General features: G+C 66.2%; 21 protein-coding genes. 8 read left to right on the plus strand and 13 right to left on the minus strand.

Translation table 11 applies throughout. The features are described 5' to 3' along the window. Positions 1-18: 18 nt before the first annotated feature. The 6 genes from BM365_RS06545 to BM365_RS06570 form a co-directional block, all read right to left on the minus strand. Entirely contained in the window at positions 19-1935 is a 1917-nt protein-coding gene (locus BM365_RS06545; protein ID WP_093487638.1) for a potassium transporter Kup, read from the minus strand. Positions 1936-1987: 52 nt separating this feature from the next. Beyond that, the gene (ruvA, locus tag BM365_RS06550; protein WP_093487640.1) at positions 1988-2575 is read right to left on the minus strand and encodes a Holliday junction branch migration protein RuvA; all 588 of its coding nucleotides are present in this window, start codon (positions 2573-2575) and stop codon (positions 1988-1990) included. Then, on the minus strand, positions 2572-3093 hold the full coding sequence (ruvC, locus tag BM365_RS06555) for a crossover junction endodeoxyribonuclease RuvC (RefSeq protein WP_093487642.1): 522 nt from the start codon (positions 3091-3093) through the stop codon (positions 2572-2574). Before ruvC ends, ruvA begins: the two co-directional genes overlap by 4 nt. Positions 3094-3102: 9 nt before the next feature. Next, positions 3103-3834 carry a YebC/PmpR family DNA-binding transcriptional regulator gene (locus BM365_RS06560; protein ID WP_093487644.1) on the minus strand — a complete coding sequence of 244 codons (732 nt, stop codon included), beginning with the start codon at positions 3832-3834 and terminating at the stop codon, positions 3103-3105. Between the two features lie 61 nt (positions 3835-3895). Next, on the minus strand, positions 3896-4531 hold the full coding sequence (locus tag BM365_RS06565) for an esterase/lipase family protein (protein WP_093487646.1): 636 nt from the start codon (positions 4529-4531) through the stop codon (positions 3896-3898). 43 nt (positions 4532-4574) lie between these two features. Next, complete coding sequence (locus BM365_RS06570; RefSeq protein ID WP_093487648.1) at positions 4575-5402, minus strand: AraC family transcriptional regulator; 828 nt, start codon at positions 5400-5402, stop codon at positions 4575-4577. Between the two features lie 122 nt (positions 5403-5524). On the opposite strand from BM365_RS06570, the gene BM365_RS06575 reads away from it, so the two are divergent. Then, positions 5525-5953, plus strand: a complete 429-nt coding sequence (locus tag BM365_RS06575; RefSeq protein ID WP_056879650.1) for an organic hydroperoxide resistance protein — start codon at positions 5525-5527, stop codon at positions 5951-5953. Between the two features lie 41 nt (positions 5954-5994). Beyond that, entirely contained in the window at positions 5995-6936 is a 942-nt protein-coding gene (locus BM365_RS06580; RefSeq protein ID WP_093487650.1) for an alpha/beta fold hydrolase, read from the plus strand. Positions 6937-7211: 275 nt separating this feature from the next. On the opposite strand, the gene BM365_RS06585 is transcribed toward BM365_RS06580, so the two are convergent. The 3 genes from BM365_RS06585 to aspS are packed head-to-tail and all read right to left on the minus strand — an operon-like array spanning position 7212 to position 9798. Next, entirely contained in the window at positions 7212-7727 is a 516-nt protein-coding gene (locus BM365_RS06585) for a GNAT family N-acetyltransferase (RefSeq protein WP_093487652.1), read from the minus strand. Positions 7728-7729: 2 nt separating this feature from the next. Then, positions 7730-8032, minus strand: coding sequence for a DNA primase (locus BM365_RS17970; protein WP_093487654.1), 303 nt, complete (start codon positions 8030-8032; stop codon positions 7730-7732). 14 nt (positions 8033-8046) lie between these two features. Beyond that, positions 8047-9798, minus strand: a complete 1752-nt coding sequence (gene aspS / locus BM365_RS06595) for an aspartate--tRNA ligase (RefSeq protein ID WP_093487656.1) — start codon at positions 9796-9798, stop codon at positions 8047-8049. A gap of 158 nt (positions 9799-9956) precedes the next feature. Here aspS and BM365_RS06600 point away from each other — a divergent pair, with 158 nt between their 5' ends. Next, positions 9957-10856 carry a DUF3011 domain-containing protein gene (locus tag BM365_RS06600; protein WP_093487658.1) on the plus strand — a complete coding sequence of 300 codons (900 nt, stop codon included), beginning with the start codon at positions 9957-9959 and terminating at the stop codon, positions 10854-10856. A gap of 15 nt (positions 10857-10871) precedes the next feature. On the opposite strand, the gene BM365_RS06605 is transcribed toward BM365_RS06600, so the two are convergent. From BM365_RS06605 to BM365_RS06615, 3 genes are read right to left on the minus strand one after another with little or no spacing between them, the layout of a single operon-like run. Continuing rightward, complete coding sequence (locus BM365_RS06605; RefSeq protein ID WP_175502045.1) at positions 10872-11528, minus strand: hypothetical protein; 657 nt, start codon at positions 11526-11528, stop codon at positions 10872-10874. A 45-nt stretch (positions 11529-11573) separates the two neighbouring features. Further along, the gene (locus BM365_RS06610; protein WP_093487660.1) at positions 11574-11909 is read right to left on the minus strand and encodes an FmdB family zinc ribbon protein; all 336 of its coding nucleotides are present in this window, start codon (positions 11907-11909) and stop codon (positions 11574-11576) included. Between the two features lie 54 nt (positions 11910-11963). Next, complete coding sequence (locus tag BM365_RS06615; protein WP_093487662.1) at positions 11964-13814, minus strand: ABC-F family ATP-binding cassette domain-containing protein; 1851 nt, start codon at positions 13812-13814, stop codon at positions 11964-11966. Between the two features lie 206 nt (positions 13815-14020). Here BM365_RS06615 and BM365_RS06620 point away from each other — a divergent pair, with 206 nt between their 5' ends. Continuing rightward, positions 14021-16420, plus strand: a complete 2400-nt coding sequence (locus BM365_RS06620) for a TonB-dependent receptor plug domain-containing protein (RefSeq protein WP_093487664.1) — start codon at positions 14021-14023, stop codon at positions 16418-16420. Between the two features lie 140 nt (positions 16421-16560). On the opposite strand, the gene BM365_RS06625 is transcribed toward BM365_RS06620, so the two are convergent. Further along, entirely contained in the window at positions 16561-16926 is a 366-nt protein-coding gene (locus BM365_RS06625; protein WP_093487666.1) for a winged helix-turn-helix transcriptional regulator, read from the minus strand. 116 nt (positions 16927-17042) lie between these two features. Here BM365_RS06625 and gstA point away from each other — a divergent pair, with 116 nt between their 5' ends. The 4 genes from gstA to ybaL all read left to right on the plus strand — a co-directional run bounded on the left by gstA (position 17043) and on the right by ybaL (position 20342). Beyond that, a complete protein-coding gene (gstA, locus tag BM365_RS06630; protein ID WP_093487668.1) occupies positions 17043-17672 on the plus strand; it encodes a glutathione transferase GstA in 630 nt (209 codons plus the stop codon). Next, a complete protein-coding gene (locus BM365_RS06635) occupies positions 17669-18046 on the plus strand; it encodes a nuclear transport factor 2 family protein (RefSeq protein WP_093487670.1) in 378 nt (125 codons plus the stop codon). The genes gstA and BM365_RS06635 overlap by 4 nt, the downstream gene beginning before the upstream one ends. Positions 18047-18058: 12 nt before the next feature. Continuing rightward, positions 18059-18265: a tautomerase family protein gene (locus BM365_RS06640; RefSeq protein ID WP_093487672.1), complete on the plus strand. Its 207-nt coding sequence runs from the start codon at positions 18059-18061 to the stop codon at positions 18263-18265. A gap of 388 nt (positions 18266-18653) precedes the next feature. Beyond that, on the plus strand, positions 18654-20342 hold the full coding sequence (gene ybaL / locus BM365_RS06645; protein ID WP_093487674.1) for a YbaL family putative K(+) efflux transporter: 1689 nt from the start codon (positions 18654-18656) through the stop codon (positions 20340-20342).

The following is a 20342-nucleotide window of genomic DNA, read 5'->3' on the forward strand; positions in this document are numbered from 1 at the left end:
CGCCGCCCATTCGTCCCGTCAGATTTCGACTTGCGCGCCCAACTCGACCAGGCGGTTGCCCGGGATGCGGAAGAAACCGGTCGCCGGCGCCGCATTGCGGTGCATGGCCGCGAACAGCTTGTCGCGCCAGATCGGCATGCCGCCCTGGCGGCTCGCCACCACGGTTTCGCGGCTAGCGAAGTACGTGGTTTCCATGGGGTCGAAGTAGACGCCGCCCTGGTCGCAGGAACCCATCAGCGCCTGCGGCACGTCCGGCGTCTCGGCGAAGCCATAGCTGATCACCACGCGATAGAAATCGTCCCCGATCGGCTCGATCTTCAGGCGCTTCTTCTTCGGTGCGTACGGCACGGTCAGCGTTTCCACCGTCAGGAACACGTTGCGCTCGTGCAGCACCTTGTTGTGCTTCAGATTGTGCAGCAGCGCGTGCGGCACCACGCCCTTGTCGGCGGTGAGGAAGATCGCCGTGCCCGGCACGCGTACCGGCGGTGCCAGCATCAGGCCCGGCAGGAAGGTGTCGAGGCGAATGCCTTCCTTCTGCACTTCGCCATGCAGCAGCTCGCGGCCGCGGCGCCAGGTGCGCATCATGGTGAAGGCGGTGATGCCGATGAACAGCGGCACCCAGGCACCGATGCCGGTGACCAGCTTGGCGCCGTTGGCGAACAGGAACGCCAGGTCGATCACCAGGAAGACGCCGCACAACGGCAGCACCCAGCGACGCGAATCCGGCCAGCGCGTGTACGCCACGATCGCCAGCAGCAGGGTGTCGATCAGCATGGTGCCGGTGACCGACAGGCCATAGGCCGTCGCCAGCGCGCCCGAGCTCTGGAAGCTCAGCACCAGCACGATCACCGCCAGGTACAGCATCATGTTGATCGAGGGCACGTAGATCTGGCCGATCGTGTCCTTCGAGGTGTACTTGATGGCCAGCCGTGGCAGGTAACCCAACTGGATCGCCTGGCGGGTGACCGAGAACGCACCGGTGATGACGGCCTGCGAGGCGACGGCCGCCGCGGTGGTCGCCAGCACCAGCATCGGGATCTGCGCCCAGTCCGGGATCGACATGTAGAACGGATTCGCCACCGCCTCGGGGTGGCGTAGCAGCACCGCGCCCTGGCCGTAATAGTTCAGCACCAGCGCCGGCAGCACGAAGCCGAACCAGCCCCAGCGGATCGGCTGTTTGCCGAAGTGGCCCATGTCCGCGTACAGCGCTTCGCCACCGGTCACCGTCAGCACCACCGCGCCGAGGATCAGCACGGCATGCCAGTCGTGGGTGACGAAGAAGTTCCAGGCCCAGTACGGATTCAACGCAGCCAGTACCGAGGGATTCTGGGCGATGTTGTAGACGCCGAACGCAGCCAGCACGATGAACCAGGTGATCATCACCGGTCCGAACGCCTTGCCCACCTTCGCCGTGCCGAAGCGTTGCGCGGCGAACAGGCCGGTCAGGATCACAAGGCTGATCGGCACCACCCACTGCTTGAACACGGGCGAGACCACTTCAAGACCTTCGACCGCGCCCAATACGGTGATGGGCGGCGTGATCATGCCGTCGCCGAAGAACAGCGCCGCGCCGAAGATGCCGAGGATGCCCACGGTGTAGCTCAGCCGCGAGCCCTTGGCCAGGCTGCGCTGCGCCAGCGCGGTCAACGCCATGATACCGCCCTCGCCGTCGTTATCGGCGCGCATGATCACGATGACGTACTTCAGCGTGACCACCAGCAGCAGCGACCAGAAACCCAGCGACAGCAGGCCCCGCACCGTGTCCGGATCCGGCGTCAGGCCGAAGTGCGGGTGGAACATCTCCTTGATGGTGTACAGCGGGCTGGTGCCGATGTCGCCGAAGACGACACCGACGGCGCCGGCCACCAGGGCGACCTTGCCGGCCTTCGAATGGCCGTGATGCCCGGCGTCGTGCGGAGATGTGGGGGTGGACATGGCGGCCGGAAGGGTAGCGCTGCGAAAGTGAAGGGGTGCTCTAGAGCCGCGGTCAGCGCAGGGCCGACTGCAACGCCTTGCGGATGATCGTGGCGGCATCGTCGCCGGGCGCGGTCGCATCGCGCGCCATGCGGGTCGCCTCGGCCGGCTTGTAACCCAACTGCTGCAGGGCGATGGTCGCCTCGGACTGCGGATCGGCCGGCAAGGCGCTGATGCCGCCCACGCCGGTGCCCATCAGGTCCGCGGCACGATCACGCAACTCCACCACCATGCGTTCGGCAGTCTTCTTGCCGATGCCCGGGATGCGCGTCAGCGCGGTGATGTCGCCGGCCTGCACCATGCGCGCGAACTCGTCGACGCTGGCACCGGACAACACGGCCAGTGCGATCTTCGCGCCGATGCCACTGACCTTCTGCACGTCGCGGAACAGCCGGCGCTCGCCCTCGCGCAGGAAGCCGTACAGCGACACGCTGTCTTCCTTCTGCGCGTAGTGGGTGAACAACAGCACTTCGCGACCTACATCGGGCAGGTCGTAGTGCGTGCTCATCGGCGCTTCCAGCTCGTAGCCCACGCCGCCCACGTCGATCACCAGCCACGGGGGCGACTTGTACGCCAGGATGCCGCGAAGACGTCCGATCATTTCCTGCTCCAAGCCAGTTTCGAACTCACGCCCAGCCGCTTGGCAGTGGCGCGCACGTGTGCATGGGTAATGGCGACGGCCAGCGCGTCGGCGGCATCGGCCTGCAGCTTGCCGTGTAGGTTGAGCATGATGCCGACCATGTGCTGGATCTGGTCCTTTTCAGCACTGCCGCGGCCGACGACGGCCAGCTTCACTTCCTTGGCCGCGTATTCGTGCACGGGCAGGTCGCGCAGCACCACCGCGCTGATGGCAGCGCCGCGGGCCTGTCCCAGCTTGAGGGCCGAATCGGGATTGCGCGCCATGAACACCTTCTCGATGGCGACTTCGTCCGGCTGCCAGGTGGTGATGATGGCGGTCAGGCCGTCCAGCAGCACGCGCAGGCGCTGCGGGAAATCCTCCGCGCCCAGCAGCACCAGCGGCGCATGGTGGACATGGCTCACCTTGCCCGTCGCATCGACATCGATGATGCCGATGCCGGTGCGCTGGGAACCGGGGTCGATGCCGAGGATGCGGGTCACGGGGTCGGCTTACGCGTACGCGTCTGCGCCCAAGTCGGCGTTGGAATAGACGTCCTGCACGTCGTCCAGGTCTTCCAGCATGTCCAGCAGCTTCTTGACCTGCAGGGCCGTCTCGCCTTCCACGCTGATGTCGTTGTCGGCACGGAAGGTGATCTCGGCGTGGCCGGGCGCCAGGCCGGCGGCCGTCATCGCATCCTTCACTGCCTGGAAGGCTTCCGGCGTGGTGACCACGTCGATCGAACCGTCGTCGGGATAGACCACGATGTCGTCGGCGCCCGCCTCGATGGCCGCCTCGGTGATCTTCTCTTCATCGGCCCCCGGCGCATAGCTCAACACCCCGAGACGCTTGAACATGAAGGCCACCGAGCCTTCGGTGCCCATGTTGCCGCCGTGCTTGCCGAAGGCATGGCGCACTTCGGCCACGGTGCGCACGCGGTTGTCGGTCAGGCAGTCGACGATCACCGCAACGCCGCCGGGGGCGTAGCCTTCGTAGCGGATCTCTTCGTAGACCACGCCTTCGAGTTCGCCGGTCGCCTTCTTGATGGCGCGCTCGATCACGTCCTTGGACATGTTTGCCGCCAACCCCTTGTCCACCGCCACCCGCAGGCGCGGGTTGTTGGCGGGGTCGCCACCGCCGGCACGGGCCGCCACGCCGATCTCGCGGATGATCTTGGTGAAGATCTTGCCGCGCTTGGCGTCGGTGGCGTTCTTGCGGGCTTCGATGGACGGGCCTCTGCCCATGGTGACTTCCGGAGTGCTCAGACAAGGGCGCGGATTATACGCGTCCCCATGCGGGCCCCGGTCATGCGTCCGTGAAGCGCCCTTCGCGCAGGAAATGCGCTGCCTGGCGGGCCGCATCGGCCGAGAACACCAGCCCGGTATGGCTGGCCGGCACCACGCAGTGCGCCGCCAATCCCGGTAGCCGGGTTTCGTCCAGGCCCACGGTGCCATCGGATGCTCCGTCGAAGCGGGTGAGCAGCCGGCCGATGCCACGCGCGATGTCGCCCGCCACCATGCCCACCGGGACCGCGCCCTGCCAGGGCGGGCAGCCGGCCTGCAGCAGGGTGCTGCTGCGACCCAGGATCGGTGCCGTCCACGCGTGGCGGCCGAGGCTGCGCGCGGTGTCGCTGCCAAGCAGGGGCGAGCCGAGGCAGACCATGCGCTGCACCGGCAGGTCGGGCGCGCGTCGCAACGCCTCCAGCCCGATCAATCCGCCGAGGCTGTGGCCGACCAGGTGGGTCGGTGGGCCGCCTTGCAGACGCCGGATCAATGCTGCAATGGCGGGTTCCGGCCCGCCGAGAATGCTCGGGTAACCGAATACCTCCACCTCGAAGCCTTCATGCCGCAAGCGCCGCGCGAGCGGCGTCAGCCAGGACTTCGCATTCCAGATGCCGTGCACCAGCACCACGCGCGGTGCCGAATCTTGTCTGTCCGTCATGCGCAGGAGTGTCGTCGAAGGGATGGCGGCATGCCAGCGCGGCTCAATGCGCGGCGGCCTGTTGCTTCCAGGCGCGCGGCGACAACCCGCTGTGCGCCTTGAAGGCGCGCGACAGCGCCGCTTCGCTGCCATAGCCCACATCGGCGGCCACCACCTTCAACGGCTTGCCGTGGCGCAGCGCCTGCTGCGCCAGGCCCACGCGCCAGCCCTGCAGGTACTGGCCCGGCGTCGTGCCGAGCGCTTCGCGGAACTGGGTGGCGAATACGCTGCGCGACATCCCGGCCACGCGTGCCAGCTCGTCCAGGGTCCACTCCTTCGCCGGCGCCTCGTGCATCGCCACGATCGCGTTGCGCAGGCGTGGGTGCGAAAGACCGGCCAGCATGCCGCCCTTCACTTCGCCGGTCTCCATCAGCTGGCGCAGCACCTGGATCATCACGACTTCGAACAGCCGGTTGACCAGCGCCGTGCGTCCGCAGCGCTGGGTGAAGGCCTCTTCGAACAGCAGCGGCAGCACGTCCTGCGCCCCATGCAGGTTTTCCAGCGGCAGACAGACCACGTCGGGCAGCGCGGCGCTGATCGGATTTTGCGCGCCGCCTTCGAACCGCACGTTGGCGCAGGCCATCTCGGCCCCGCGCGTCGCATCGCTGACGAAGCGGTGCGTCATCGCGCGTGGATAGAGCAGCAGGCTGGGCGCATCGATGCGCAGCGAGGTAGCGCCATGGAACACCTCCAGCGGCCCGCGCTGGATGAGGTGCAGCTGGCCGACGCCGGGCTCCGCCTCCAGCGTGTTGATGCCGCACAGCGCACCGGCGTGGAAGACCTCCGCCGACACCGAGAACCGCTCCAGCAGGACCGCAAGCCGGTCGACCATGGAAGTACTCCCGATCAAGTTTTCAGGATTCTACATCACCATCAGTCCCGGCCGGGGGCGCAAAGTACACCTCACCGGACGGCCACCCGCCCCGGACCACCCACCTTCCCAGGAGTACCGCCATGTCCATCGAAAAGATCCTCTATACCGCCACCGCCACCGCCACCGGCGGCCGCGAAGGCCAGGCCACCTCGTCCGACGGCGTGCTGGCCGTCAAGTTGTCCACCCCGCGCGAGCTGGGCGGCGCCGGCGGCGACGGCACCAACCCGGAGCAGTTGTTCGCGGCGGGCTGGTCGGCCTGCTTCCTGGGCGCGCTGAAGTTCGTCGCCGGCAAGCAGAAGGTCGCTCTGCCCGCCTCCACCACGGTCACCGGCAAGGTCGGCATCGGCCAGATCCCCACCGGTTTCGGCATCCAGGCCGAACTGACCATCGCCGCCCCGGGCATCGAACGCGAACAGCTGCAGGCCCTGGTCGATGCCGCCCACATCGTCTGCCCGTACTCCAACGCCACGCGCGGCAACATCGACGTGACGCTGGTGCTGGCCGACTGATCCTCCTTCCTGACCCACCACCCTTCGCAGGAACCGCACCCATGAACGTCTTCACCCGCACGATCGCCGCCACGCTGCTGGCCGTCGCCACCCAGGCCAGCTTCGCCGCGCAACCCGCGCCCACCACCGCCCCGGTCGCCGTCGAACGCACCGCCAGTACCCTCACCACCGCCGACGGCGTGCAGCTGTACTACAAGGACTGGGGCCCGAAGGACGGCCCGGTCGTCACCTTCAGCCACGGCTGGCCGCTGTCCTCGGACAGCTGGGAATCGCAGATGATCTTCCTGGCGTCGAAGGGCTACCGCGTGGTCGCCCACGACCGCCGCGGCCACGGTCGTTCGAGCCAGCCGTGGGACGGCAACGACATGGACCACTACGCCGACGACCTGGCCACGGTGATCAACACGCTGGACCTGAAGGACGTGACCCTGGTCGGCTTCTCCACCGGCGGCGGCGAAGTGGCGCGCTACATCGGCCGCCACGGCACCAGCCGCGTCAAAAAGGCCGTGCTGATCAGCGCCGTGCCGCCGCTGATGTTGAAGACCGCAGACAACCCGGGGGGCCTGCCGATCGAGGTCTTCGATGGTCTGCGCAAAGGCTCGCTGGACAACCGCGCGCAGCTCTACAAGGACATCGCCTCGGGCCCGTTCTACGGCTTCAACCGCCCCGGCGCGAAACCCTCGCAGGGCCTGATCGACAGCTGGTGGGCGCAGGGCATGCAGGCCGGCCACAAGAACACCTACGACTCGATCGCCGCGTTCTCGGCCACCGACTTCCGCGAAGATCTGAAGAAGTTCGACATCCCCACCCTGGTGATCCACGGCGACGACGACCAGATCGTCCCCCTCGACGCCTCCGGCAAGGCCTCGGCCAAGCTGATCAAGGGCGCCCAACTGATCGTCTACCCCGGCGCACCGCACGGCCTGACGGACACGCACAAGGATCGCGTCAACCAGGACCTGCTGACCTTCCTTCAGAAGTAAGCGAAACACCGAAAACAGCAACGGCCGCTACGCGGCCGTTTGCTTTTCTTGCGCCTCCCTAGCGACGCGCCAGCGAGCCCACCAGACCCGAAGGGCGGCGGACAAGGATGTCCGCCGTTTTCCGCCTCGCCAGGAAGGCGAGTCGGAAAATCCCGATAGCGTCGAAACGATGGGATTGCTTCGTCGGGAAAAGCGCTTTCTTTTGGTGACTTTTCTTTGCGCTTACAAAGAAAAGTTACCCGCTGGCCCGAAGGGCGAGCGGAACACGCATTGAACTAGACGGAAGCAGCCCGCCGCAGGATGAACTCATCATCCAACGTCTTCCCCACCGCGAACTTGTATCCCCCCACCCGCACGAACCCCTGCCGCTCATAGAACCGCTGCGCACCGAAGTTCTCCGACCACACCCCGATCCACAGCGTCCGCGGCCCGTCCTTCAACAACCACCGCTCCACCTCGGCGAACAGCTTCCCGCCCCACCCACCGTTCTGGTGCGACGCCAGCACGTACAACCGCTTCAGCTCGCCATCGCCCTTCATCACGTCCGCATGCGGCAACCCGCATGGCCCGGCGGCTGCATGGCCCACGGCCACGCCATCGGCTTCGAGCAACCACACCGCGTAATCCGGGTGCGACAGGATGATCCGTTGCTTGTCGACGTCGTAGGCGTCGGCGAGGAACGCCGAAAGATCTTCCGCCGGATACAGATGCCCGAAAGTTTCCGTGAACGTACGCGACGCCAGGTCCGAGAGGACCGTGGCGTCATCGACGGTGGCGCGACGGATCTGCACGCTTACGCGTCCTCTTCTTCCTCTTCCTCTTCGTCCGCCTCGTCTTCCTCGTCGGCGTCCTCGTCTTCTTCCTCTTCGTACTCTTCTTCGTCTTCGTCTTCTTCTTCGTAATCGTCTTCGCCGAAGTCCTCGCCGTCCCAGCGGCCTTGGCCGTCCGGCAGGAAGGTCACCGCCATCGCCGCCGGCGACGTGCCGACGCGCACCAGCCAGCCGCCGAACACGCGCGCGCGTTCCGTCACCAGGCCCGCATCGGCGCCTTCATTGCCCAGGCGTTCCCACTCCAGCGAAAAAGCGTATTCCGTCATTGCGTGTTTCTCTCTCAGTCTTTCTTCGGACGAACTTGGATGTGCACTTCGGCCAGCTGCTCGTCCGGGATCGGCGACGGCGCGCCGGTCATCAGGCACTGCGCACTGGTGGTCTTGGGGAACGGGATGACGTCGCGGATCGACTCCGTGCCCGCCATCAGCGCCGCGATACGGTCGATGCCGAACGCGATGCCGCCATGCGGCGGCGCGCCGAAGCGCAACGCGTCCAGCAGGAAGCCGAACTTGGCTTCCGCCTCTTCCGCACCGATGCCGAGCAGCTCGAACACCGCGCTCTGCATGTCGGGGCGGTGGATACGGATCGAACCACCACCGATCTCGTTGCCGTTCAGCACCATGTCGTAACCGCGCGATACCGCCGTCTTCGCGTTCGCACGCAGGTCGTCGATGTCGTCAACCGCGGGCGCGGTGAAGGGATGGTGGAGCGCGACGTAGCGCTGCGCTTCCTCGTCCCATTCGAACATCGGGAAGTCGGTGACCCACAGGGGCTTCCAGCCGTCCTGGATCAGGCCGAAGTCCTTGCCGGCCTTCAGGCGCAGCGCGCCCATGAAGTCGCTGACCTTGTTGTAGCCGCCCGCGCCGAAGAACACGATGTCGCCGTTGCCGGCGCCGACATGCTTCACCAGCGCCGCGAAGGCGTCTTCCGCGAAGAACTTCTGGATCGGCGAGCTGACCGCGCCAGCCTCATCGATCTTGATGTAGGCCAGGCCCTTGGCGCCGTACTTGGCGGCATGCGCGGCGTACTCGTCGATCTGCTTGCGGCTGAGCGACGCGCCGCCCGGGATGCGCAGCGCGGCCACGCGGCCGTCCGGATCGTTGGCGGCGGCGGTGAACACCGCGAACTCGCTGGACTTCACCAGCTCGGCCACGTCGACCAGTTCCAGTGCGATGCGCAGGTCCGGCTTGTCCGAGCCGTAGCGACGCATCGCCTCGGCCCAGGTCATGCGCGGGAACTGGGTGTCCAGCTGCACGTCCATCACCTCGGCGAAGATGTCGCGGATCATGCCTTCCACCGCGTCCTGCACGTCGCGCTCGCGCACGAAGGCGAATTCCATGTCGAGCTGGGTGAACTCCAGCTGGCGGTCGGCGCGCAGCGCTTCATCGCGGAAGCAGCGCGCGATCTGGTAGTAGCGGTCGAAGCCGGCCACCATCAGGATCTGCTTGAACAGCTGCGGCGACTGCGGCAGCGCATAGAACTCGCCCGGGTGCATGCGCGCCGGCACCAGGAAGTCGCGCGCGCCTTCCGGCGTGGCCTTGGTCAGGATGGGCGTTTCGATGTCCTGGAAGCCGCGCGCATCCAGCCAGCGGCGCAACGCCTGCACCAGCCTGATACGGGTGCGCTGCTTGCGCTGCATGTCGGCGCTGCGCAGGTCCAGGTAGCGATACTTCAGGCGCGTCTCCTCGCCCGGGTTCTCGTGGTGGTGGAACGGCAGCGGATCGGCCTTGTTGAGGACGGTGATCCGGGTGGCGATCACTTCCACCTTGCCGGTGCGGATCTTGGTATTGACGGCCTCGCGCGCACGCACGATGCCTTCGACCTGCAGCACGTCCTCGTAGCCCAGCGACGCGGCCACCTTGAACACCTCTGCATTGGAGGGGTCCACCGTCACCTGCACGATGCCTTCGTGGTCGCGCAGGTCGATGAAGCAGACACCGCCGAGATTGCGGGCGACGTCGGTCCAGCCGCACAGGGTCACGGTCTGGCCGATCATGGCCTCGTCGACGAGGCCGCAGAAATGGGTACGCATGGGGGCTCCACTGGGTTCGGACCGGGGCCGGGACATTCCGCGGCCGGGACAGGCCGGTCAAGCCGCGTAGTTTACCCGGTCCCCCGCCCGCCGGCCCCACCCCTGCACGGGCTTAACGACCCCGGCGTATGCTGGCGCCTCCCTAGGAGGGTGCCACCATGAAGAAGCCGTTGTTGCAGTCCGTGCTCGTACTGTTGCTGGCCCTGGTGGCCGGCAGCGCCGTCGCCCAGGTCGGTACGCGGGCCTATGCGCCCGAGAACCTGCGCCAACTGTCCGTTCAGGACCAGACGCGCGTGATCAGCCTGGAGTACTCGGAACAATCCCGCGGTCGCCGCATCCCGGACGACCAGCTCCGCTTCTACCTCGACCAGGTCAACCGATCCAACTGGACCTTCAGCCGGATCAAGCAGGACATCGCGCAGTCGCTCGGCGGCAACAGCGGCGGGTGGAACCCGAATCCGCCTTCCAACGGCAACACCATCCTGTGCGAGAGCAAGAGCGGCGATGCCAAGCGCTGCACGCCGCCGTGGCGTGGACAGTCGCGCCTGGTGCGGCAGCTCTCCAACAGCCGCTGCGAAGAAGGCGCGACCTGGAGCTCCCAGGATGGCCTGATCACCGTGTGGAAGGGCTGCCGCGGCGAGTTCGCCCAAGGCGTGGCCGCGGGTGGAACGATCCGCTGCGAAAGCACCGACGGCCGCGGCCGCACCTGCCGCACGCCGTGGAGCGGCCATTCGCGCCTGACCCGGCAGTTGTCGAGCGCCGCCTGCGTCGAAGGTCGTAGCTGGCAGTCACAGCAGGGCCAGGTGTACGTCGGCAATGGCTGCCGCGCCGAGTTCGCGCCGCGGGTGGGCAGCGGTGGCGGTTCCAGCAACTACTCCGTGACCTGCAGCAGCGAAGACAACCGCCGCAAAACCTGCGCCTACGACCCGCGCCAGGGCCGGCCGATTCTGTTGCAGCAGATCTCGAACACCAGCTGCCGTGAAGGGTACAGCTGGGGTTACACCGGTACGCAGGTGTGGGTGGACCGCGGCTGCCGCGGCCGCTTCGGACCGCGCTGAGCCGCCGTTACCGACTCAACCGCCGGCGCCCCAGGGTGCCGGCGGCAGTTCGACCGGCGTGGTGAGGTCGAATTCCACCCGGAACAACCGGCCGTTCGGCCGACTCAATTCGTAGACGAAGGTCTTGCCGGGCACCAGCTCCATCGCCCAGGTATTCGTCACCGAGGCTGCCAGGCCTTCGCGCTGGAACATCGCGATCGAATCCACGTCCACCGGGAACGCCTGCCGCTGCGTGCTACCCGGCTCGGCCGTGTCGCCGCCATACATCGTCACCGCATCCGGACTGCCGTCTTCGTGGCGGTGATCGTGCTTCAGCCTCACGCCGGTACCGGTGCGCGTCAGCACCCAGGTACGCGAGCGATCGTCGCCGACATGGAAGGGAATGCGGATCTCGCGCGTCGGGTCGTCGCAACCACGCACGTGCATGACCAGCGTCTTGCCCTCGAAAGGATCCGGAGTGGTCGACGCAGGTTGGTTGGCCGTGATGCGGCCGGCGTAGGCCTTGCCGCACAAAGGCCGCAGGTTGGCGAGAAACTGGGCGTGGGGCTCTGCAATGTAGTGGAGCGGTGGTGGCGGCCTGCCGAAGTCCTCCGAGGCGCCGTACTCAGGCGCTTCAGCCTGGCAGCCAGTAGCGCAGAGCGCAGCCAGTACGAGAAACCCGGCGTTCGTCATTGCATCCCCTCATGGCACGAAGGGATGCACCTTACACCGCCGTCGTCAGGACGAGGATGCCGAGGTCGATCCTGCCGGTTTGGATTCGGTCTTCGCAGGTGCACTCTCGGTCTTCGCCGGCGCCGACTCAGCGGGCTTGGACTCGCTGGACGGCTTCGCGCCTTCGCCGCCATCGGCGAGGTTGCGCTTCTTGTCACCGTCCTTCTTGAAGTCGGTCTCGTACCAGCCGCTGCCCGCCAGACGGAACGACGGCGCTGTCAGCTGCCGTTTCACCGACGGTGCGCCGCAGGAAGGACAGGTATCGGGATCGGGATCGGACAGCTTCTGCAGGCGGTCGAAACTATGGCCGCACTCGGTGCATTCGAAGGCGTAGATGGGCATGGCGGTTAAAAGGCGTCGTGACGAGAGGTGGTGTGGGGGTGAGGGCGGACCGGATCAAGCGTCGTCGTACAGCGCGGACCAGGCTTCCTCGGCCTTGGCCAGCTGCTGCTGCAACGCTTCGCGATCACGGCCCAGGCGTGCGGCGAGCTCCGCGTCCGCATAGCTCTTCGGATCCGCGAGTTGGGCGTCCACCTCGGCCAGCTTGGCTTCCAGCTCGGCGACCTTCGCTTCGGCGGCGGCCAGTTTCACCGGATTGACCTTGCGTGCGGGCGCAGGGGCCGGCTTGGGCGCAGGCGCGGGTTCGCTGCGCAGCGGCTTGCTGCCCTGCGCCGAGGCGCGCGTGCGCAACCAGGCGGCGTATTCGTCCAGGTCGCCATCGAAGGGCTCGACCACGCCATCGGCCACACGCCAGAACGTATCGCACACCAGGCCGATCAGATGGCGGTCGTGCGACACCATCACGATGGCACCGTCGAAATCGCTCAGCGCTTCGGCCAGTGCCTCGCGCATTTCCAGGTCGAGGTGGTTGGTGGGTTCGTCGAGCAGCAGCACGTTCGGCTGCTGCCAGGCGATCAGCGCCAACGCCAGGCGCGCGCGCTCGCCGCCCGAGAATCCGTCCACCGGCTCGAACGCGCGATCGCCGGGGAAATTCCACTTACCGAGGAAATCACGGAACGACTGGTTGCTGCCATCGGGCGAGATGTCGCGGAAATGGTCCATCGGTGACTGGCCTTCATGCAGCGACTCCACCGTGTGCTGCGCGAAGTAGCCGATGCGCAGATCCGGGTGCGCCATGCGGTCGCCCGCCATCGTCGGCAGCTCACCGACCAGGGTCTTCACCAGCGTGGTCTTGCCCGCGCCATTGGGACCGAGCAGGCCGATGCGCTGGCCCGCTTCGAGGCCGAAGCCGACATCATGGAGGATGACGGCGTCGCCGCCGTAACCGGCTTCGACATGGTTGAGGCGGATCAGCGAGAACGGCAGCTTGGCCGGTTCGGCGAACTCGATGCGGAACTCGCGCTCCGCGCGCACCGCCTCGGTGCCGGCCAGCTTGGCCAGCCGCTTCATGCGGCTCTGCGCCTGTGCGGCCTTCGAGGCCTTGGCCTTGAAGCGGTCGATGAAGCTCTGCAGGTGCGCGCGCTCGGCCTGTTCCTTCTCGTGCGCGATCTGCTGCTGGCGCAGCTGTTCCGCGCGCTGGCGTTCGAAGTCGGTGTAGCCGCCGGTGTACAGCTTCGCTCCGCCGCCATGCAGGTGGAGCGTGTGGGTCGCGACGTTGTCGAGGAACTCGCGGTCGTGCGAGATCAGCAGCAGCGTGCCGGGATACTTCAGCAGCCACTGCTCCAACCAGAGCACTGCGTCCATGTCGAGGTGGTTGGTGGGTTCGTCGAGCAGCAGCAGGTCGCTGGGCATCATCAGCGCGCGCGCCAGGTTCAGGCGCACGCGCCAGCCGCCGGAGAACGACGACACCGGGCGATGGTGCGTATCGGCCGGGAAGCCCAGGCCATGCAGCAGCTTGCCGGCACGCGCCTCGGCGTCGTACGCGCCGAGTTCGGCCATCTTCTGGTGCGCGTTGGCGACCGCCTCCCAGTCCTCGCGCGCGGTCGCATCGGCCTCGGCCTGCAGCACCGCCGCGACTTCGGTATCGCCGCCCAGCACGAACGACAGCGCAGGGTCGGGCAGCGACGGGGTCTCCTGCGCCACGCTGGCGATGCGTACCTTGCCGGGCAGATCGAGGTCGCCCTTGTCGGCTTCCAGCTCGCCCTGCACGGCGGCGAACAGGCTGGACTTGCCCGCACCATTACGCCCCACCACGCCCACGCGGTAGCCCGCGTGCAGGGTCAGGTCGACGTTGGACAGCAGCAGGCGCTCACCACGGCGGAGCGCGAAATTACGAAGGGCAATCAAGAAACAACCTACGGGGATTTGGGGGAGAGCGGCCGCGTAGTTTATCGATAGCGTCCCGACTCACAGTTGTTAATAAACCATTGACATGCATGTCGGCGGCCTGATAACCAGAGTGTGTTACGCCTAAGTCCATGGTTTCAAAGGAAACTTTGCAAGCCCTGATCCATTTGCAGCCTCACTTCGCAGTCCTTCCCCGGAGCTCCCCCATGACCCGCTCGCTGTCGCCCCTTGCTCTCGCCATCAGCCTGGCCCTGGTGGCCCCCGCCGTCCTGGCGCAGGAATCGGCCCCCACCGACGCCCGCACCCTCGATACCTTGATCGTCACCGGTACTCGCGTGTCCGATCGCACGGTCGCCGAATCGCAGTCGCCCATCGACATCATCACGCCCGAGGCCCTGCAGGCCACCGGCACCACCGAGTTGGCCACCGCGCTCGCACGCGCCCTGCCCTCACTCAACTTCCCTCGGCCCGCCGTCACCGATGGCACCAGCGGCGTGCGCCCGGCGCAGCTGCGCGGCCTGTCGCCGGACCAGGTGCTGATCCTGGTCAATGGCAAGCGCCGCCATATCTCGGCGCTGGTCAACGTCAACGGCACGATCGGGCGCGGCTCCTCGGCCGTGGACCTCAACGCGATCCCGGTCTCGGCGATCGAGCGCGTCGAAGTGCTGCGCGACGGCGCCTCGGCACAGTACGGTTCCGACGCCATCGCCGGCGTGGTCAACGTGGTGCTCAAGGGCGCCGGCAAGGGCGGTTCGCTGGTGGCGGACGTGGGCGGGTATTCCGCGGGCGACGGACGCCAGTATCAGCTCTCCGGCGATACCGGCGTGTCCTTCGGCGAAGGTCGTGGGTTCGTGCATGTGGCCGGCCAGCTGACGACCCAGGACGAAACCAACCGCGCAGGCCCGTACCAGGGCACTGCGCCGAACACCGGCAACAACCCTGACATCGGCGAAGTGGCCTACGTCTACGGCGACCCCAAGGTCGATGCCGGCGCGGTGTCGGCCAATGCCGGCTTCGAATTCAGCGACAACGTGAGCGCCTACGCCACGGCGATTGCCAGCAACCGCGACATCACCTCGTTCGCGTTCTACCGCTCGCCCAATCACAGCAGCCAGGGCGCGCTGCTGGCACAGGTCTACCCCAACGGCTACGTGCCGGAGATCAACCAGCTTTCGCAGGACCGCTCGCTGGTGGCTGGCGTCAAGGGCGACACCGAGAGCGGCTGGAAGTGGGACGTCAGCTACAACTACGGCTACAACCACCTCAAGTTCTACACCCAGAACAGCATCAACTACAGTCTGGGCGCGACCAGTCCGCACCGCTTCTACGATGGCGCGCTGGAGTACACCCAGAACGTGCTCAACGCCGACATCAGCAAGCCGCTTGAGATCGGCCTCGCCTACCCCGCCACGCTGTCCTTCGGTGCGGAATACCGCCGCGAGAAGTGGAACCAGTCCCCGGGTGAAGCGAACTCCTACACCAACGGCGGCGCGCAGGGCTTCGGCGGCTTCACCCCGTCGAACGCGGTGCATTCCGACCGCGACAGCTACGCCGCCTACGTCGGCCTGGAAGCTGATCTGACCGAGAAGTTCTCCGCCGGCATCGCCGGCCGCTACGAGGACTACTCGGACTTCGGCAGCGAAGTGTCGGGCAAGCTGTCGGCGCGCTACGCCTTCAGCGACGCGGTTGCGTTGCGCGCCACCGTGGCCAGCGGCTTCCGCGCACCGGCATTGGCGCAGCAGTACTACCAAGTGGTGACCTCGCAGTACAACGCGAGCCTGGACCGCTTCTTCGAGTCGGGCACCTTCCCCGCCACCAGCGCCGTCGCCCAGGCATTGGGCGCGGACCCGCTGACCGCCGAAACCTCGCTGTCGTACGGCCTGGGCCTGGTGCTGCAGCCGGTGGACCGCCTGTACGTCACCATCGACGCCTACCAGATCGATGTCGACGACCGCATCGTGCTGTCCTCGAACCTGATCCTCGGCAGCAATGCCGCCGCACAGGCGCTGCTCGCGAGCCTGGGCGTCAACGGCGTCACCAGCGCGCGCTACTTCACCAATGCGGCCGACACCCGCACGCGCGGCATCGACGTGATCGCGCAGTACACCATCCCGCTGGCCAACAGCAGCCTGAACCTCACCGCCGGCCACAACTACAACAAGACCGAGATTGAGCGCATCGCGCCGAATCCGCCGGAACTCACCGCCCTCGGCGCGAACCTCTGGCGCATCGGCCGCGACGAACAGGGCCGCATCGAGGAAGGCTATCCGCGCAACAAGACCACGCTGACCGCAGCCTGGAACCTGGCGCGCTGGGACTTCAACGTGGGCGCCACGCGCTATGGCGAGTTCACCAGCCGGATCAGCGAAACCGGCAACTTCGCCAACGACCAGACCTACGGCGCGAAGTGGGTGTTCGATGCCTCGGCGCGCTTCCGCCCGACCGAGAACTGGGCCTTCACGCTGGGCGCGGACAACCTGTTGGACGAGTACCCCGACCGCACGATCTTCCCGAACGCCAACAGCGGCCAGTTCCCGTACAGCAGCCAGTCGCCGTTCGGCTTCAACGGGGCCTACGTGTACGGACGCGTCGCCTACACGTGGTGAATCCCAGCCATCGTTCCGCTGCGCAAGAACCCCGGCATCCGCCGGGGTTTTTCATTTCATCACGACTCCAGCACCGAACCCTCTTTCGCAGCGATCTGCTCCCGCAATTGACTGCGACACTGGCAGTGTCAGATACGTTTTTAGCCGCCGCTCAAACCTTGCGGCGCCATAGCCTTGAGCTTGTGGCCGACCTCGACGATGGCGTCCAAGGCCGGCACTAGTTCTTGGCCGAGCGGCGTAAGGGCATATTCCACCGAAGGCGGATTCGTGGGCTGGATGGTGCGTGTGATGACACGACGGCTTTCAAGTTCACGGAGCCGTTGCGACAACACCTTGGCTGAAATCGGAGGGATATCGACGCGCAATTCGTTGAAGCGCCGTGGACCAGCGCGCAGATGCCAGATCACGTTCGGTGCCCAAGCTCCCGCAATGATCGCCATGCACTCGGTCAGCGCGCAGGTCTGCGGTGGCGGCGCGCTTCGGTTCTTGCGGACTTTAAGGCTCATGAGTGCACTAGGTTACTACGGGGAAACCTAAATATTAAGTAACCTATCGAAATCTGGTTTACATGGGTTACTCCGCTCAATAGAGTCTGGCCACTCTCATCACCAAGGAAGCTGCCATGCGGCTCTATTTCAAACCCGGCGCCTGCTCGCTGTCATCGCGGATAGTACTCACCGAGATCGGGCTGACCTACGACGCCAGCAGGGTTGATACCGAGGCCGGCTTGACCGAGAGCGGCGCCGACTACCGTGCCGTCAATCCCAAGGGTTATGTGCCGGCTCTCGAACTCGACGATGGTGTCGTCCTTTCCGAGAATCCGGCAATCCTTCAATTTCTCGCCGACACCCATCCCGAATCGCGTCTCGCACCTGCCTACGGCACTCTGGAGCGCGCGCGTCTACAGGAATGGCTCAACTTCACCTCATCCGAACTGCACAAGGCGTTCGGACCTTATTTTCGGGGGCGCCCGCGCGAAAGGCCGGAAAGGGAAGAAGCCGAGCTTCGCCTTTCCCGGCGCGTAGGCGATGTGGAGCGCGGCCTTGCTGATGGCAGACAGTTCATCGTGGGCGACAGCTTCACGGTGGCGGACGCTTATTTGTTCGTCGTCCTGAACTGGTCGGGCTTCGTTGGGTTCGATCTAGCTCACTGGCCGCATGTCGCGGCGTATGTGGCTCGCATTGGGATCCGTCCGTCCGTTCGTGATGCCATGCGCCAGGAAGGACTTGTTACGGATGAGGTCGCGGCATGACCCAAGCCTTTAACGACATCTGCGACGTCCTTCAGAACTACTTCGACACACTCTATTTCTGCGATGTCGACAAGCTTAAGAGCGTCTTTCACCCCAAGGCGATCTATGCCACCGCCGACGAGACGCCGCTGCTTTATCGCACCATGGAAGAATATGTGCCGGTCGTCGCGGCCCGCCAGTCGCCGGCTTCGCGCAACGAGGTGCGGGGCGATCATATCGACGCCATTGATCTTGCGGGCGAGAACACCGCTATCGCCCGTGTGCGCTGTTCGATAGGCAACCGCGACTTCGTCGATTTCCTCACCTTGGTACGCACAGAAGGCCAGTGGCGGATTATCGCCAAGGTCTTTCAGATCATCGAACGCCAGCCATAGGGAGCGAAAGACATGCCGTATGTGAGCATCAAGATCACGCGCGAAGGCGTGACGCCAGAACAGAAGGCCGAACTTATTAGGGGAGTGACCGACCTTCTGGTGAGCGTGCTGGACAAAAGCCCGGCGACCACCTTCGTCGTCATCAATGAAGTCGATATGGAGGATTGGGGAGTTGGTGGCCTTCCCGTCGTGGAATATCGGAAAACCCTTGGCAAGTAATCGTGAGGCTTCGATGACTTTGCGACTGCTCTCACACAAACGCTTGGCGCGCCTGTTCCGCTTGTCCTGACACCAATGGCCAGTATCGCGGGCAGCGCTCTGGGTCACCGACGAGTAGCCGGATTCGTTCGCGGCCAGCAAAGCCGCCCATATCTACCTACCCTACCCCACCAGCGCGCCGTTCGGCTTCAACGGGGCCTACGTGTACGGCAGGATCGCGTACACCTGGTAACCGACTGCGCTGTCCGACACGAAACGCCCCGCCACGTGCGGGGCGTTTTCGTTATGGCGGGCCTCCACCGTCGCGACGACGCATCCGCTCCGGTTTGCGGCATGGCCGCCGCATCGGCGACACTCGACGGATCACGCCGAGGAACCGCGCCATTCGATGCACCATGACACCGACCTGATCAACATCATCGCGGTAGGCCTCGCCCTGGCCTTCGTGCTGGGCGCGCTTGCGCACAAACTGCGCTTCTCGCCGCTGGTCGGTTATCTCATCGCAGGCATCTTCGTCGGGCCGTTCACGCCGGGCTTCGTCGCCGACCAGGAATTGGCCAACCAGTTGTCGGAACTGGGCGTGATGCTGCTGATGTTCGGCGTGGGCCTGCACTTCTCGCTGGAGGACCTGCTGGAGGTCAAGGCGATCGCCATTCCCGGCGCCATCGCGCAGATCGTGGTCGCGACCGGGCTGGGCTGGGCACTGGCGTGGGGCATGGGCTGGACACCCCTCAACGGGTTCGTGTTCGGCCTGGCCCTGTCGGTGGCGAGCACCGTGGTGCTGTTGCGCGCGATGGAGGAGCGTCGCTTGCTCGAAACGAAGCGCGGCCGGATCGCGGTGGGCTGGCTGATCGTCGAAGACCTGGTGATGGTGCTGGCGCTGGTCATGCTACCGGTGCTGGCCTCCACGTTCGGCCCGGAGAACGGTGGCGAGAAAGCGACCTTCGGTGGCTTCATCGTCGCGATCGCGTGGACGCTCATCAAGCTCGGCGCGTTCGTCGCCTTCATGCTGCTGGTGGGGCGGCGGGTGATCCCGTGGACGCTGGAGAAGATCGCCGCCACCGGTTCGCGCGAGCTATTCACCCTGTCCGTGCTGGCGATCGCGCTGGGCGTGGCGTTCGGCTCGGCCACGCTGTTCGGCGTGTCGTTCGCGCTGGGTGCCTTCTTCGCCGGCATGCTGCTCAACGAATCGGAGCTCAGCCACAAGGCCGCCAACGACTCGCTGCCGCTGCGCGACGCGTTCGCGGTGCTGTTCTTCGTCTCGGTGGGCATGCTCTTCAACCCCGCGATCCTGCTGGCGCATCCGTGGCAGGTGCTGGCCACGTTCGGGATCATCGTCATCGGCAAGTCGCTGGCGGCGTTCTTCATCGTGCGCGCGTTCAAACATCCGACCGGCACGGCGTTGACGATCTCGGTTAGCCTGGCGCAGATCGGCGAGTTCTCGTTCATTCTCGCCGCATTGGGCGTGTCGCTGAAGATCCTGCCGCCGGATGGCCGTGACCTGATCCTCGCCGGCTCGCTGCTGTCGATCATCGCCAACCCGTTCCTGTTCTCGTGGCTGGACCGCTGGCAGAAGAAACAGGAAGCCCTGGCGCCGCTGCCCGCCGAACCCGAAGCGCCGCCCGGCCCGTCGCTGGACGTCAACGACCACGCCATCATCATCGGCTACGGCCGCGTGGGCAGCGAACTGGCGCGCGTCCTGCGCGACCGTGGCGTGCCGTTGATCGTCATCGACGACAACGGCGACCATGTCGCGCGTGCGCACGATGCCGGCATTCCCGCGATCCGTGGCAGCGCCGCCGCCGACCGCGTGCTGGCCGAAGCGCATCCGGAGCGCGCGAAGATCGCCGTGCTGGCGATCCCGCAGCCGCTGGAAGCCGGCGAAGCACTGGCGAAGCTGCGCGCGATCAATCCCTCACTGACGCTGCTGGCGCGCGCCCACAGCGAGGGCGAAGTGAAGCACTTGCTGGAACACGGTGCCGACGGCGCGGTGCTCGCCGAACGCGAACTGGCGTTCTCGCTGGCGGAAATGGTCATGTCCACCCCGCCTTACCGCCCGCAGCGCCCCGCGGGCTGA

The sequence above is a fragment of the Pseudoxanthomonas sp. YR558 genome (assembly GCF_900116385.1).
GTDB lineage: Bacteria > Pseudomonadota > Gammaproteobacteria > Xanthomonadales > Xanthomonadaceae > Pseudoxanthomonas_A.